Origin of the sequence: Acinetobacter sp. ACIN00229 (assembly GCF_016106645.1) — a bacterium.
GTDB classification, from domain to species: Bacteria; Pseudomonadota; Gammaproteobacteria; order Pseudomonadales; family Moraxellaceae; genus Acinetobacter; species Acinetobacter oleivorans.
The window spans coordinates 1-14,657 of record NZ_JADWOM010000035.1 but is presented as its reverse complement, the minus strand read 5'-3'; the positions used below and the strand labels follow the sequence as shown (position 1 = coordinate 14,657).

At 38.5% G+C, this 14,657-nt stretch carries 14 protein-coding genes and 1 pseudogene; 14 read left to right on the top strand and 1 reads right to left on the bottom strand.

What is annotated here, in order from left to right:
* Positions 1 to 327: 327 nt before the first annotated feature.
* From I7H67_RS19365 to I7H67_RS19350, 4 genes are read left to right on the top strand one after another with little or no spacing between them, the layout of a single operon-like run.
* Positions 328 to 1,347 (top strand): ABC transporter substrate-binding protein, encoded by a 1,020-nt coding sequence (locus tag I7H67_RS19365; protein WP_198308621.1) that lies wholly within the window; start codon positions 328 to 330, stop codon positions 1,345 to 1,347.
* Between the two features lie 2 nt (positions 1,348 to 1,349).
* Complete coding sequence (locus tag I7H67_RS19360) at positions 1,350 to 2,360, top strand: FecCD family ABC transporter permease (protein WP_174745928.1); 1,011 nt, start codon at positions 1,350 to 1,352, stop codon at positions 2,358 to 2,360.
* Positions 2,357 to 3,121, top strand: a complete 765-nt coding sequence (locus tag I7H67_RS19355; protein WP_151822842.1) for an ABC transporter ATP-binding protein — start codon at positions 2,357 to 2,359, stop codon at positions 3,119 to 3,121. Before I7H67_RS19360 ends, I7H67_RS19355 begins: the two co-directional genes overlap by 4 nt.
* 2 nt (positions 3,122 to 3,123) lie before the next feature.
* Positions 3,124 to 3,612 (top strand): GNAT family N-acetyltransferase, encoded by a 489-nt coding sequence (locus I7H67_RS19350; protein WP_227602613.1) that lies wholly within the window; start codon positions 3,124 to 3,126, stop codon positions 3,610 to 3,612.
* On the opposite strand, the gene I7H67_RS19345 is transcribed toward I7H67_RS19350, so the two are convergent.
* The gene (locus tag I7H67_RS19345; protein WP_198308620.1) at positions 3,607 to 4,395 is read right to left on the bottom strand and encodes an AraC family transcriptional regulator; all 789 of its coding nucleotides are present in this window, start codon (positions 4,393 to 4,395) and stop codon (positions 3,607 to 3,609) included. The genes I7H67_RS19350 and I7H67_RS19345 overlap by 6 nt on opposite strands.
* Before the next feature lie 98 nt (positions 4,396 to 4,493).
* On the opposite strand from I7H67_RS19345, the gene I7H67_RS19340 reads away from it, so the two are divergent.
* From I7H67_RS19340 to iaaH, 10 genes and pseudogenes are all read left to right on the top strand, one after another.
* Positions 4,494 to 5,303 (top strand): sulfite exporter TauE/SafE family protein, encoded by an 810-nt coding sequence (locus I7H67_RS19340; RefSeq protein ID WP_198308619.1) that lies wholly within the window; start codon positions 4,494 to 4,496, stop codon positions 5,301 to 5,303.
* Between the two features lie 182 nt (positions 5,304 to 5,485).
* Positions 5,486 to 6,370, top strand: coding sequence for a phosphoribosyltransferase family protein (locus tag I7H67_RS19335; RefSeq protein WP_198308618.1), 885 nt, complete (start codon positions 5,486 to 5,488; stop codon positions 6,368 to 6,370).
* An 11-nt stretch (positions 6,371 to 6,381) separates the two neighbouring features.
* Positions 6,382 to 7,875: a nicotinate phosphoribosyltransferase gene (locus I7H67_RS19330; RefSeq protein ID WP_198308617.1), complete on the top strand. Its 1,494-nt coding sequence runs from the start codon at positions 6,382 to 6,384 to the stop codon at positions 7,873 to 7,875.
* Between the two features lie 60 nt (positions 7,876 to 7,935).
* Complete coding sequence (locus I7H67_RS19325) at positions 7,936 to 8,703, top strand: NUDIX hydrolase (protein WP_198308616.1); 768 nt, start codon at positions 7,936 to 7,938, stop codon at positions 8,701 to 8,703.
* Between the two features lie 72 nt (positions 8,704 to 8,775).
* Positions 8,776 to 10,170, top strand: coding sequence for a methylenetetrahydrofolate reductase C-terminal domain-containing protein (locus I7H67_RS19320; protein ID WP_198308615.1), 1,395 nt, complete (start codon positions 8,776 to 8,778; stop codon positions 10,168 to 10,170).
* A gap of 332 nt (positions 10,171 to 10,502) precedes the next feature.
* Positions 10,503 to 10,664: pseudogene (locus I7H67_RS19315) on the top strand (helix-turn-helix domain-containing protein); the annotation flags it as partial.
* 177 nt (positions 10,665 to 10,841) lie between these two features.
* On the top strand, positions 10,842 to 11,393 hold the full coding sequence (locus tag I7H67_RS19310) for a hypothetical protein (RefSeq protein ID WP_198308614.1): 552 nt from the start codon (positions 10,842 to 10,844) through the stop codon (positions 11,391 to 11,393).
* 174 nt (positions 11,394 to 11,567) lie between these two features.
* Positions 11,568 to 11,996 carry a hypothetical protein gene (locus I7H67_RS19305; protein WP_035331565.1) on the top strand — a complete coding sequence of 143 codons (429 nt, stop codon included), beginning with the start codon at positions 11,568 to 11,570 and terminating at the stop codon, positions 11,994 to 11,996.
* 199 nt (positions 11,997 to 12,195) lie between these two features.
* Positions 12,196 to 12,915, top strand: coding sequence for a helix-turn-helix transcriptional regulator (locus tag I7H67_RS19300; RefSeq protein WP_198308613.1), 720 nt, complete (start codon positions 12,196 to 12,198; stop codon positions 12,913 to 12,915).
* A gap of 91 nt (positions 12,916 to 13,006) precedes the next feature.
* Positions 13,007 to 14,467, top strand: coding sequence for an indoleacetamide hydrolase (gene iaaH / locus I7H67_RS19295; RefSeq protein ID WP_198308612.1), 1,461 nt, complete (start codon positions 13,007 to 13,009; stop codon positions 14,465 to 14,467).
* Positions 14,468 to 14,657: the final 190 nt, after the last annotated feature.

Here is a 14,657-nt window from a genome sequence, read left to right as displayed (position 1 = left end):
TAGATGTGAAAATTTTTGATTGAAATTAAATATTAAAAATTTATTTTATTTGAATGTTAGCATGCATGCTCTAAAGGTTTTGTATAGGGCTATCTATATTTTGAGTTTTAAAACATAAATTACAATTGCATGATTATTAAGTTTATTTTGTAATTTTGGCATTTTTATTGCTTAATTACTCTTATCTTTAATACAACATTTGATTTACTAACTTATAAATGATGATTCAAACCGTCTTGCTCTCTTATGGTGTCTTTTTCATATGAAAAATGCACCAAATAGACACGTCTTTTTATTTTGCACTGTATTTGTGCGTTGGATGCTGTAATGAAGTCATTGGTTTCAATACTTACTTTACTCATTCTATGTGGATGCTCTTCATCTGAACAAAGTAGAAAAACTAAAGAAAACTTGGTAGCCCATTCGATATGTGTTTTTGATAGTACAAATACAAAAGTTTGTGTAGCCAAACCAGCCCAAAGAATAGTTTCTCTATTTGAGTCGGGTTTAGATGGCTTATATATGCTAGGGCAAGGTCATAAAGTGATTGGCATACCAGCCGAAGTATACATCCAGCCTTTATTATTTAATGCCTATTCAAAAATAGATAAGCGTATTGCCAATAAACAGCTTGCGACGCCTTCACAAGGGGCAAATGCAACTAATATTGAAAGTCTTGTGTTGTTAAAACCCGATTTGGTGATTTTGGGGAGCGGGCAAACCCAAACGATTGAACTGTTACGGCAGTTTGGCATTGCTGTATATGTCATGGAGTCCAGCACTTATCAGCAAGTAAAAGAAGAGTTATCAGAAATTGCCGTTTTGAGCGGTGCCCAAAAGCGTGCTCAAGAAATTTTAAATTTCTCTGATGAAATTGTGGCAGAAGTTGCAGCAAAAACGGCACGTCAGCCAAATAAACAATCGATTTACTATGCATGGTCAGGAGGGCGTATTTTTTCTACCTCTGGACGTCAGTCGATTACCAATGACTTTATTGAACTCGCTGGTGCTTACAACATTGTTCAGACCGATGCTAACCAGCCTAATGTAAACCCCGAGACCCTCATTGAATGGAACCCTGACAATATTGTGCTTTGGAATACCAACCCAAAACTGATTTATGAACGAAAAGAATTACAAGGTTTAAGCGCTGTACAAAACCGTAAGGTATTTAATTTGAGTCCTGCATTTATATATAACCCCCATACCATCAAAATCATTATTACGGCGATTTATTTGAATCATAGTATTTATCCGGAACAGTCTGATTTACCAGTGAGTGCTTTACAACAGCGTATTTTAACTAAGTTGTATGGTGAGCACCTTGCCAAAGCGTTGGTGCAATGAATATGGAAAAGCTGAAATATTATTGGTTTTACCCGTTACCGTTCGTGATGATTTTTATCTCGTTGCTCATAGGGCCAACGCAGACATTGAGTGCATGGGATTATTTGCGGTGGGGTGTGCAAGCGGTGTTTGGTACACCATATTTTGATGCTGAGCAATTTAGACTGATGCAAAACATTCTCGTAAATGTCAGATTACCCAGAATTCTACTGACCTTTATGGTGGGTGCTGCGTTAGCAACTGCGGGAAATGGTTTACAGGCATTGTTTCGTAATCCTTTAGTTGACTCGTATGTACTCGGTATTTCATCTGGTGCGGCGTTCGGTGCAGCTTTAGCACTTTCTTTAAGTTGGCTTTCACCAAACCTATCCGCCTTTATTTTTGGCGTGTGCGCTGTTGGTTTAACGTATTTATTTGCCCATCAAAAACATGAAAGCCAGACATCTTTAGTCATGGTAATTTTATCGGGCATGATTGTTTCGGGGCTGTTTTTGGCAGGACTTACAGTCATTCAATACTTAAGTGATCCATTTAAATTACAAGCCATTGTGCAGTGGACCATGGGCAACTTACATCAAGCGTCTTGGCAAAAGGTTCAATACGCCGTGCTACCAATCTGTATTGGTCTTGCTGGATTATTTGCGATGCGTTGGCGCCTAAACCTAATGGCACTCGGTGCCGAAGAAGCACAGGCGGTTGGTGTTAACCCAAGGTGGGAACAGCTTCTTTTAATTGCGCTGGTGACTGTATGTACGTCAACTTCTGTAGCAGCGGCTGGCATTATTAGTTTATATGGGCTGTTTATGCCACATATTGTGAGAATGTTGGTTGGGCCAGATCATCGCTACAGTATTCCTGCCAATATGATTTTGGGCGGTAGTTTTCTCCTGTTGATTGATAACTTTTCTCGGGTTTTACTAACGTTTGAAATACCGATTGGTATTTTTACCATGTTACTTGGCGCACCATTTTTCTTATTATTAATGAAAACACAGAGGACTCATTGGGCATGATTCAAATTGATCAGTTAAATTATGCCTATGGGCACAAACAGGTCCTTAAAAATATTCATCTGGAGTTTCCTGAAAATCAGTTTTCAGTGATTTTAGGGCGTAATGGTTGTGGTAAATCTACACTTTTTAAATTGATGGCGGGCCTAGAACCTGTAAAAGATGGGTTGATTCGTTATTCTGGAAAACCACTATCGGACTTTAACGGGAAAGATCGGGCAGCCTTACTCGGCTTTTTACCGCAGTTTCATAAAACCGTATTTCCATTTTTGGTTAAAGATGTGGTGATTACGGGACGTGCCGCTTTTAGTCGATTTCGTCCTTCAAAATCAGACTGGGAACGTGTAGACCAAGCTTTGCTTGATTTAGACATCGAGCATTTGCGTGACCGTCCTTATACCGAGCTATCGGGTGGCGAAAGACAATTGGTCATGATTGCCCGTATTTTAGTACAAGCACCGAAAGTCATTTTGCTTGATGAACCAACCAATCATCTCGATGTTTATTATCAGTCTTATTTAATGAAAAAATTGCGTCAGTTGTCGCGGCAAAATTTTACGGTGATTGCAATTATGCATGATCCCAACTTGGCTTTTTTATTTGCAGATCATTTGTTTTTTATGCGCCAACATGAGGTGGTTAAGCCTGAGTCAAAAACACGAATAACCGATCCGAAGTTTTTAAAAAGTGTCTATGATGTTGAGTTCCATGAAGCCATGATTCAAGACAAAACCATTGTTATCCCTGATCATTCTTGGCTATAAATATGACATTTCACTATCAACTATCGGACAAATCAGACTATGCCTCTGCGGTAGAGTTTGCACTTTATACTAGACAGCTTTTATTCCCAGAAATGTATCATGGGCAAGTTCCCAAAGATTTACAAAATTTTGAGCAACATTATGTCCATGACCCATTGGGCTGTTTCATTACAGTAAAAGACCAAAACCGCATTATTGGCACCATTGCATATCGGGCGTATGACCATCGTTTTGATTTAAATTTGCCGCTTAATACGGTTGAGGTCGTTAAGTTATTTGTATTGCCTGAATACCGCCGTAATGGCATCGCAACCATGCTATGTAAAATGTTGTTTAGCCATGCACAGAAGAATGAAATTACTACTTTGTATTTGCATACCCATCCATTTTTACCTGCGGCTGAAGAGTTTTGGACTCTACAAGGCTTTGAAGTCATTAAACGGGAATGGATCGAGACGTATGACACCATTCACATGAGTAAATCTTTATAGCGCTTTATCATGTGCATGAAATCTTTTTTGAAAATAGGTAGGCGGATAACCCATAATTTTACTGAACATTGCGGTAAAAGCTGCCGAGTGTTCATAGCCCAAACTAAAGGCAATTTCCGTAATTGAGATATTTTCTTTTAAGGCATTTAAAGCATAGATGATGCAGACTCGATTACGCCAAGCCTGAAAGGACATGCCAGTTTCAGACTTAAACCAACGATGAAAAGTCCGTTCACTTTTATTGTGGTCATGTGCCCAATCTTTAGGGCTGCTATGAATATCGGGATGCTGCATAAACTCAGCGCATTGTTGAGATAGTAATGTGTTGTGAGGCAGAGGAATAAACAGAGGTAGGGCTGGTGCAGCTTCTAACTCATATAACAACAAATCGATAAGAGCGCCGTCACGGCCTGCACGTTGGTAGTCAACAGGTAGCTGATTTACCTGAATGAGTAGCTGATGTAGCAAAGGTGAGACTTGTATAACCTCGCAATAGTTTGCGTGTCTTGGTGCATGGTCTGCTTCTATATACAAACTATAAGTACTGACTTTAGATAGCCATACCCGATGTGGTTTGCCTGCGGGTATCCATACACCGCTGTATGGTAATACGAGCCATTGTCCATCTTCAGTTTCAACTTTCATGAGGCCTTCGGGTGCATATAAGAACTGTGCACGGCGATGGCTATGCGTATCTAACAAAGTATCAGCAGGATAGTCTGACCCTAACGCTAGAACCGCTTGCGGTAGATGGTCTACATCGTTAATTGGAATATTACGCATATATTTTTGGCTGAAATAAATAAAAAGATGGCTTTTCTACGTTAGTTTGCCATAGAGCTATTTTATATCATGCCTCTATAAACGTGAGGAAGATGATCATGCTATATGAGCTATTTTTATTTGGACTACTGTCAGGCATAACCACTTGGTTATTTGGTTTTGGCGGCGGTTTTGTTGCTGTACCTTTGCTTTATACAGTCATTATTCAAAAGTGGAGCAATGAAAGTAGTGTCGGCATACATGCGATGCAAATCGCCGTAGCTACATCAGCTTTTGTCATGCTCTGCTCGGCAAGTTTTGCAACCTTTCGACACTATCAGTCTGGACATATAGATTGGCAAAAGATCCGCTTTTTATGGGGTGGTATTGCACTTGGTGGAATTGTCGGTGCAGTAATGGCCTCATTGTTTAATGGCAGTTGGCTTCGCTGGATATTTATGGGTTATGTGTTCGTAACGATTATTGATTGTTATTACCGATCTGGGTTTATGGAGACATCAAGGCAACAGCAAAATTATGGGCAGAACAGCGAACTTATTAAAGGCGGAGTTATCGGCTGGGTTGCAGCGCTTTTAGGTGTGGGTGGCAGTGTAATGACGGTTCCGTTATTACGGCGTCGGGGTAGTTCTATGGCAGAGGCCGCGGCTATCGCAAACATTCTCACGCTGCCTTTGTCTTTAACTGCAACGCTAACCTATTGTGTGTTATCACTTTGGCAATCTACATGGACACCTAGTGGATTTATCGGTCTAATCTGGTTTGAAGCTGCTTTATTCTTGGTTGCTGGAACATGGATTGGGCTATATTTTTCAGAAAAATTTATTTCAAAACTGCCAGATTTATGGCGGGCAAAGTTGTATCCGCTACTTTTAATAATAGTTTTACTAATCATGATTTTTGTAAATTAACTTTTTATTTCAATTAATTGAAGAATAATATCTCTTAAAAATTGAATCTCTAAATGCTCTAAAACTCCAAATTTTTATGTCTTAAATGGCTTTGAAAAAAGTTTGAAAAATAGACTTGAAATATATAGTGGCTTTATGCCACTATATATTCATCGAAGGTCATCAGACAAAAAGAGGATGATATGGCTATCCAGCTTTTAGATGCGGCAAGAAATGAAATTCCAGTGAAATTCACGCAGTTTTCTGGCGGAGAGCGTCATGTTCAAATTGATGAGACAACGTTGAGTTCACTATCTGGTAAGGTATTGGTCCGCGCCAAAATGACCTCAAGTCACGATGTGATGGACTATTTGTTACTTGAAAATATATTGCTAAATCAGGGTTTAACCGTTGACCTAGAAATTCCATATTTTCCATACGCACGTCAGGACCGTATTTGTGCAGTAGGCCAAGCATTCTCACTCGATGTGATGACGAAGCTACTTAATATCAATGCGGATAAGAAAGCAGGCAAACAAGGCAAAATCACTGTGTGGGACTGCCATAGTGAAGTAACCACAGCATTACTCGCTGCAAATACTTCTTTTAGCGAAGTTGTGAATGTCAGTTCAGTCGATATCATCGCAAAGAGTGAAACACTGAGCACATTGTTAAAAGATGAAAAAACAGTACTGATTTGCCCAGACAAAGGGGCGAAAGCACGTACACAAATGGTTGCAGACGCTTTTAATCTTGAGCGTAAACAACCAATCACTATTGTTCAGTGTGATAAAAAACGTGATCCAGTGACTGGCAAAATTTTAGGTACGCATGTACATGCGACTGATTTATCAGGTCTAACAGCGGTCATTACCGATGACATTTGTGATGGCGGTGCAACCTTTATTGGTATTGCCAAAGAACTTCGTCGCCTTAATTGTCACAAGGTCGTTCTATATGTGACCCACGGTATTTTTAGTAAAGGAATAGAGGTTTTTGATGGGCTGCTTGACCAGCTATTTATCTCGGACAGCTTTCCACAACAACCATCAGACAAAATTTCAGTAATTGCTTTTGCAGCAAAATAAAGAGAATAAAGATGACTATTAAACTTAATCCATTAAACGCTATCGATTTTTATAAAGCTGATCACAGACGTCAGTATCCAGCAGGCACAGAGTACGTATACGCAAACTTTACGCCGCGTTCATCTCGACTCGCTAAAATGCTACCTGACTTCGACGATAAAGTTGTGTTCTTCGGGCTACAAGGTTTTATCAAACACTTTTTAATCGATACGTGGAATGAAGGCTTTTTTAAGCAACCTAAAGACAAAGTTGTAGCTGCATATAAACGCCGTATGGATAGTTCATTAGGTGAAGGTGCTGTACCAGTTGACCACATTGAAGCATTACACGACTTGGGCTATTTACCATTACGTATTAAAGCATTGCCGGAAGGTAGCCGCGTCAATATGCGTGTACCCGTGCTTACCGTAATTAATACCGACCCACGTTTCTTTTGGTTAACGAATTATATTGAAACGGTTTTAAGTGCTGAGCTTTGGAAAAGTTGTACTACGGCCACAATTGCCTATGAGTACAAACGTTTATTAACTCAATATGCCGTAAAAACTGGTGCACCGCTTGATTTTGTGCCTGTGCAAGGACACGATTTTAGTAGCCGTGGCATGAGTGGAATTTATGATGCTGCACAATCGGGTGTGGGTCACTTAACTAGTTTTATTGGAACAGACTCGGTCGCTTCAATCGACTACGCAGAAGAATATTACAATGCCACAGGTGTGATTGGGGTTTCTGTGCCAGCAACCGAACACAGTGTGATGTGTATGGGTACAGAAAACAGTGAGCTAGACACATTTAAGCGTTTAATCTGCGAGCTATATCCGTCTGGTGTGGTTAGTGTTGTGTCTGACACTTGGGATTTTTGGCGAGTGATTACTGAGTTTACGGTGGCTTTAAAACCTGAAATTTTGGCAAGACAACCGAATGCTTTAGGCTTAGCTAAATTGGTTTTCCGTCCAGACTCTGGTGACCCTGTCAAAATTATTTGTGGTGACCCAGACGCTGAAGTCGGCAGCCCCGCGTACAAAGGTGCAGTTGAATGTTTATGGGAAGTGTTTGGTGGTACAACAACTGAGCAAGGCTATAAAGTACTTAATGAGCGTGTCGGCTTAATTTATGGTGACTCGATTACCCTAGACCGTGCACAGCGTATTTTAGAAGGACTAGAAGCCAAAGGTTTTGCTTCAAACAACTTGGTGTTTGGGATCGGCAGCTTTACCTATAACTACTTAACTCGCGATACTTTTGGGTTTGCTGTGAAAGCAACTTGGGGCCAAGTGAATGGTGTAGGCCGAGAGCTGTTCAAAGACCCGATTACTGACTCAGGTGTGAAAAAATCGGCGAAAGGTCTATTACGCATTGAAGAAAGTGAAAATGGCTTTACCTTGTTTGATGAGCAAACAGCTGAACAAGAACAAGGTGGAGCACTAAAAACCGTCTTTGAAAATGGTAAACTTCAATATGAATATACTTTGGATCAAATACGTGAGCGTTTATCCATCGCATAACTGAGTTTAGATGAGCCGTTACATGGGTATCGGCTCATCATTTTTATTGAGAGGCTGAACGTGACTATTCAAACTGAACAAGAATTTCTTGCCAGTTATGATCGCCGAGATTATGACGCACCTTTACTCACGGTCGATATGGCTATTTTCTCGGTATTTAATGGTCAGTTGCAGGTATTACTCATTAAGCGACCCAACTTTCCAGCTAAAGAGCAATGGGCTTTACCGGGTGGTTTTGCCGATTTAACCCATGATCAAGACTTGATGGCCACGGCTTATCGTAAGCTGGTCGAAAAAACAGGAATTAGTTCACCTTACTTGGAACAAGTTGCTTCTGTCGGTAATGCTAAACGTGACCCGCGTGGCTGGGCAGTGACGATTTTGTATTTTGCTTTAATTGATTTTAATGCCTATCAACACCAAGCGTTGGCTGAATACAGTGAATGGGTGCCAGTAGCAAAAGCACAAGATTTAGCATTAGCTTTTGATCATAATGAATTGCTTAACTTAGCATTAGAGCGCTTAACCAATAAAACTCGCTATACCGCATTGCCAGCCAGTCTTATGCCTGAGTTATTTACGCTAACTGAGCTACAAACCATTTATGAAATTATTCTTGGGCAATCCTTAGAAAAAAAAGCCTTTAGACGCCGCATGATAGAAGCTGGTGCAGTTGAAGAAACCAATCAAAGTAAAATTGTAGGCAAACGACCAGCTCAGCTTTACCGCTATGCACTCGATTCTTTCGATTTTATATTTCCTCGCTCACTCGAATTACCTAGAAACAAAGAGGGTGAAGATAAGCAAAACAATGAGCTTTCTGACTAGCGCATCTTGATGCACTTTGATTTATAATGCCGCGCTTATGATTGATGTCATGTTTTGATCAGCACTTTGCCTATGTCACACGTTTCTCCCTGCTTCCAGCAAAACCAGTTTTTTGTGTTGGTGGAATATCTCACTTCACTGCATGAAATTTATCCTGTGAAACATGAGTTTGCAGGATATCCGGCTGCAATGACATTGGCAGATCGCGTACATTCAGATCATGATATCGCGCCGCTTGAAGCCAGCAAAAGTTACCCTGACTCAATCGATAAAGTTTTACACTTTTCAGGTAAGGCCCGAGACATACAAGACTTTGAGCGCTTTTTAGAACAAGCTCAAGCAGCCAATATTCACAACTTGTTATTGCTTACAGGCGATAAACTCAAAGAACACCATAATGGTCGAGATGGGCAGCCTCGTAGTCGCTACTTAGAGTCGGTAAACGCCGTAATGGCTGCCAAGCAGCATGGCGGGTTTCGTATTGGGGTTGCTTTTAACCCATTTAAATATGTTGAAGCTGAGCGTGATGCACAGTATTTAAAACTACATAAGAAGATTAAAGCAGGTGCTGACTTTATCATTACCCAATTGGGCTATGACATTGAAGCCTTAAAACAAGCCAAATCATTTTTAATGAAGCATGCTTATTCGCAGCAAATACTGGCTTGTGTAATGCCACTGACTTTGGGCCGAGCCAATTTTATGGTGAAGCATAAAGTCGCGGGTATTGTAATTACCCCACACATGTTAAAAGTTTTGGCAGATGAAAAACAGGCAGGGCATACAGACCGAGTTTATTTGCGCTGTGCTTTACAGATTTTGATATGTAAACATTTAGGGTTTGCAGGAATTCACTTATCTGCCTGCCATAAGCCAGAAGAGCAAATGCTGCTTGAAAGCTACATCGAGCAATATAGACATCTTAACCTTAAGGCCTTAGAAGAGCTTTGGAATTCACTTTGGCAAGTCACGACAGGCAAAGAGTTTTCGCCTGAAATTTCTCATTTTTCGCGTCAGCCAACGTCTAAACAATTAATTAAATATCGTCAACTGCATGTTATGCATGAAGCAATGTTTGGATCAAAAATTGCTAAAGGTGTAGGACGGTTTATTTTTAAAGCGTCATTTTGGGAAAATGCTTTGGTCGCCAAAGTATTACTTAAAACTGAAGTGCTGAGTAAACATAGCCTAGTTGGCTGTGAAAGCTGTGGTCAGTGCCGCCTAAGCGATACTTTATATATTTGCCCTGAAACGTGTCCAAAGGGTTTGGCCAACGGTCCATGTGGCGGTACAACTTTAGACCGCTGTGAATTTGGTGACCGTGAGTGTATTCATTCAGTTAAAGCAAGGCTTGCTAAAGCCCTTGAACAAACTGAAATATTAAAAGAAAAACTCATTCCCACAGTAGCAATTGAAACTAGAGGAACCAGTTCTTGGAAAAACTGGTATTTAGCGACTGAGGCTTAAGTTTTGTATTACCCCTTGATTTGATTTTGTTAAAAAACTAATTCACATGCTAAAGCACGGCAATAATTTAAAAATAACAATTGTTTGGCTTAATTATGTTCAATCAAGATGATTACCGAGGAGTATACTTAAAGCAAATCTTTTGCGTTAAAAGGAAAGTTGTCTCAATGAAAAAGTTGGTTGCTGTACTTGCTGTAATTGTTGTTTTAACTGGATGCGTTTACGACCCTGTTAATTACGACAAAATACACGACCAAGAGTTCCAAGACCACCTCAGGCAAAACGGTTAGTAATAAAAAGCCCACTCAATGAGTGGGTTTTAGTTTTTAAAAAGCGCACTGCACCATTTGAGTGACAAACAGATTCATACCTTCGCACAAAAACTCTCACAACATCCTGATTTAGCAAGCCAGTTTGCAGTCAAAGGTGAAAGTTACGATCAACTCGCAGCATGTATAGCTGTAAAACTTAGCAATCCAGCTCAGGTCAAATAACGGGAACCATATCCAAGTAATTTGGATTCAAAGGCTTATTGCGGGGGGCAGTTTTTAGAAATAGGTTTTTTAACTCCTTGTTTATTTATTTGAATTAGCTGAAAGTATATATTGTATTTATAAGCTAGCTTATTGTTTACTTCATTAGGAAAATATTCTTTCTTAGAAGTTAATAAAATGAAAAATTATTTAATAGGGTTAGTTACTGCTTTAGGTTTAACTGGATGTGTGGCATTACCAAACATCGACTATTCACAGCAAAAAGTTGAACGGTTTAATCCAGTTAAGAATTGGATTAGTGTAGATTCTGCTTCAGTTAAAGATATACCTAATGGTAATGAAATCTTTAAGTTGAAAGGGGGGAGCGAAGTTTATGTGTTCAGATATCAAGACGAATGGGCATTAATAAATCCAAATTCTCATACACAACAGTGGATTGATACTAAGTATTTATGTAGTTTTTCTGGTTGTTATACTCCTCCAATTATTTTTAGAAATGCTAAAAGTAGTTTTAATAACAGGGAATCTATTTACTCAATTCAACAACGTGAGCCTAAAAGGTATAGCAATACTAAAACTAGAAGTACCTCTACTAGTCATACTTCAAGAACCTATAGTCAAACTACTAATAATTCTTGTTATTGTACTTCTGGTACATATTGTGTTGGGCCTAGAGGTGGACATTATTGCCTTAATAGCACGGGTTCTAAAAGATATCTTCCAAGATAGATAGAGCAAACTTTGGAAAACCCTGCTAAATAACGATTATTATCGTTTTTTTATTTTATATACAGGTTATTTGCATTTAAAAACTAGGTCTATTTGATATAATTCATGAAAATATCAAAGGTTATAAAAATGGATAAGCCTTTTCCACTATTTTGTAATGAGCGCATTAATTTTATGAATAGAATATTATTATCTTTTATAAGTTTATTAATTATTAGTCCAGTGTACAGTGCTGATGATTTTTTCGAAAAAAAACCTTCTATTTTAATTGCTAAAGATGAAGAGGCTCAAAATACTAAAAGTGGTGAGAGTGTTGTTTTTTTTGAGTCAGCAATGCAACAAAAAATAGATCGTACAAATCAACTTTTTAGAAGGGCTGAGCGAGATAAAGATGTTCTATTCCAAACGTCAAATATGACTGATTATGATAAATCACAATATTACAGAGAAAATAAGTTTGCTAATTATAGAGGTTATTCACCATACATTGAATCTACACCTAATAGAAAAGTAATTTCAGAAAAAGAATATGAACAGCTAATGGAGCAAAAAAGAAAAGAGAGAAAAGTTGATCGAAGCCTTTGGTACCTATTAGATAAGTAATTTCAGAAGATAAATTTCAATAGTTAAAAGTGGCATAGTAAAACAAGAAAATTAATATTTTTACGAACAAAATATAGCTATTGCCTACCAAATCAAAAAATAGATATGTTATAGAAAAGGATGGGGTTGGTATTAAGCTCAAAGGAAGCACTTAACCGATCTTCTTAAAATTCGATGGATTTCGTTAAATAGGTAGAAGATGACCGCACTTTTAGAAAAGGATTTCAGCCCGTCTGAGTTTACGTTGTTTTCTGAAATATTATGGAAACTTGGCTCAGGAAAAGGGAAATATAATTTACGTGAAAATATCATTTCAGATATTGCCATCTTGTTGCGGGCTGATTTTGCCGCATCTTATATTTGGGATTCAACGCATAATTTATCGAAAGAAGGTGTGATATGGAAAATCGACCCAAAAGCGATGCAGGACTATGAGAGTATTTGGCAATTTGATGATCCCATTACGGCAGAGCTTCATAAACTCCAGAAACCAACATTTGTAAATGAAGTCATGCCTCTCGCAGACCTTAAAAAAACCAGCTATTACAATGAGTTTTTGAGAACCTATGGTTTGTATCACGGCATAAATATTTATTTTGTCCGAAATGGCATAGATATTGGCGATTTACGTATTTGGCGTGCAAAAGACGCTGACATGTTTGGTGAACGTGAAAAAAGAATCTTAAATCTGCTTGAACCTTATTTTACCCAAGCCTTACCACTAGATTTGTCAACACAATATGGTCTGACTCCACGTGAACAAGAAGTGGTTCATTTAGTCTCTAAAGGCTTAAGTGATAAAGAGGTGGCAAGTTTACTTGGTATTGGTTTTACTACTTTAAGAACCCATCTGAATAATGCTATGAGAAAAATAGGCTGCAATAATCGCACTGAAATGGCTTTACTCGTTCAGCATTAAAGCAAAGCAATCCTCAATTTTGAGGATACGAATTATCGAGCAATTTGTACTAAGTTCTTAAGATCACAACTTAAATGGATTTTAAGTCACCATGTCAAATGCAGTTGAAAAAAATAATTGGATTGAGTCACAGGGTTTAGCAAATGCTTCAGTAGATGTCATCACTAAACTGATTCATGAAAGAAAAGTATCTTGTGAAGAACTCGTGCATCACTACTTCGACACTATTGAAAAACAAGAGTCTTTAAACGCATTTATTAGCACAGATAAAGCTTCAGCAATTCAGCAAGCTCAATATTGGGATAAATACCTACTGAGTGGAAAACCATGTCCAGCTTTGATGGGTATTTTAATTGCTGTTAAAGATAATATTCATGTTGTAGGTTTCCCTAATAGTGCAGGTACACCAGCTTTAGCTGATTTTAAGCCTCAAAGCTCCGCACCGATTATTCAAAAACTTATTGATCAAGGCGCGATCATTGTTGGTAAAACCAATATGCACGAATTGGCCTTTGGAGTAACAGGTTATAATACTGCTATGCATATAGAGGGCGTTGTCGGTACACGAAATGCCGTAAATCCATTGCATATTGCTGGTGGGTCTTCGTCAGGTAGTGCTGTGGCCGTAGCAGCGGGAATGGTTCCAATTTCGATTGGTACAGATACTGGTGCTTCTATTCGTTTGCCAAGTGGGTTAAATGGTTGTGTCGGCTTTCGTCCAACGGTAGGAAGATACTCACAAAACAGTATTACCCCAATTTCACATACGCGGGATACGGCTGGCCCGATTGCACACACAGTATCTGACATTATCTTAATTGATCAGCTTATTACTCAAGAGCCAAAAAAAGAACCATTACAACCTCATCAAATTAGGCTCGGCATCAATCCATATTTTTGGAATCATTTAGATGAAGATGTTCGTGAGCAGGCTCATATTGCGCTTGAGCTTTTAAAAGAGGCAGGAGTCGAAATTATTAATGTCGATATGCCAAATTTAGAACAACTCAATCATGCTATCTCATTTCCAGTGGTTGTCTATGAAGGCAAATATGACCTTATTCAATATTTAAAACATCATCATGTAAATTTGACTATTGAGAATGTAGTTGATCAGATCTCAAGCCCAGATGTTCAGGCAATTTTTAAACAGAATATCTTTCCTCAATTAATTCAAGATCAGACGGGGCAACTTGTTCCTGTTCTACCTTTCTATGAAAAGGCCATCAGTGAAGCTCGGCCTCAATTGCTTGAACTCTACCAAAACACTTTTAAAGCGCATAACTTACATGCTTTATTATTTCCGACATCACCGATTGTTGCACCACTCGCAAATGAACAATCCAATTCAATTGAAAATTTCCAGACACTCATTCGAAATACGGACCCCGGCAGTAATATCGGATTACCAGGGCTGAGTTTACCCATTGGAAAGGGAGTGAAATCGAAACTACCCGTTGGATTAGAAATTGATGGTTTACCTCATCAGGATAGTGAAATACTTGCGATTGGGATGACTTTAGAAGAAATATTTAAGGTTTTAAATAAGTAAAAAAATAAACCGATAATTCTCTATTTTTTAAATAAAAAAGAGTTAAAAGTAACTCTTTTTTAGATTAATTTTGTTTTTGAATAATGCTCGGCTTCTTAAAAATAAGTTGGATTTGGTCTGAAAATCTTTATGGTATTTAACTTGCTGTAGTTAATTATAAATATATTGAAAATACATATTTAATAATCTG

Excerpts from the sequence above, each read along its gene's own strand:
- I7H67_RS19350 (WP_227602613.1), top strand. The coding sequence starts at position 3,124 with ATGACATTTCACTATCAACTATCGGACAAATCAGACTATGCCTCTGCG.
- I7H67_RS19330 (WP_198308617.1), top strand. The coding sequence starts at position 6,382 with ATGACTATTAAACTTAATCCATTAAACGCTATCGATTTTTATAAAGCT.
- I7H67_RS19310 (WP_198308614.1), top strand. The coding sequence starts at position 10,842 with ATGAAAAATTATTTAATAGGGTTAGTTACTGCTTTAGGTTTAACTGGA.
- I7H67_RS19360 (WP_174745928.1), top strand. The coding sequence starts at position 1,350 with ATGGAAAAGCTGAAATATTATTGGTTTTACCCGTTACCGTTCGTGATG.
- I7H67_RS19345 (WP_198308620.1), bottom strand. The coding sequence starts at position 4,395 with ATGCGTAATATTCCAATTAACGATGTAGACCATCTACCGCAAGCGGTT.
- I7H67_RS19300 (WP_198308613.1), top strand. The coding sequence starts at position 12,196 with ATGACCGCACTTTTAGAAAAGGATTTCAGCCCGTCTGAGTTTACGTTG.
- iaaH (WP_198308612.1), top strand. The coding sequence starts at position 13,007 with ATGTCAAATGCAGTTGAAAAAAATAATTGGATTGAGTCACAGGGTTTA.
- I7H67_RS19365 (WP_198308621.1), top strand. The coding sequence starts at position 328 with ATGAAGTCATTGGTTTCAATACTTACTTTACTCATTCTATGTGGATGC.
- I7H67_RS19355 (WP_151822842.1), top strand. The coding sequence starts at position 2,357 with ATGATTCAAATTGATCAGTTAAATTATGCCTATGGGCACAAACAGGTC.
- I7H67_RS19305 (WP_035331565.1), top strand. The coding sequence starts at position 11,568 with ATGAATAGAATATTATTATCTTTTATAAGTTTATTAATTATTAGTCCA.
- I7H67_RS19340 (WP_198308619.1), top strand. The coding sequence starts at position 4,494 with ATGCTATATGAGCTATTTTTATTTGGACTACTGTCAGGCATAACCACT.
- I7H67_RS19320 (WP_198308615.1), top strand. The coding sequence starts at position 8,776 with ATGTCACACGTTTCTCCCTGCTTCCAGCAAAACCAGTTTTTTGTGTTG.
- I7H67_RS19335 (WP_198308618.1), top strand. The coding sequence starts at position 5,486 with ATGGCTATCCAGCTTTTAGATGCGGCAAGAAATGAAATTCCAGTGAAA.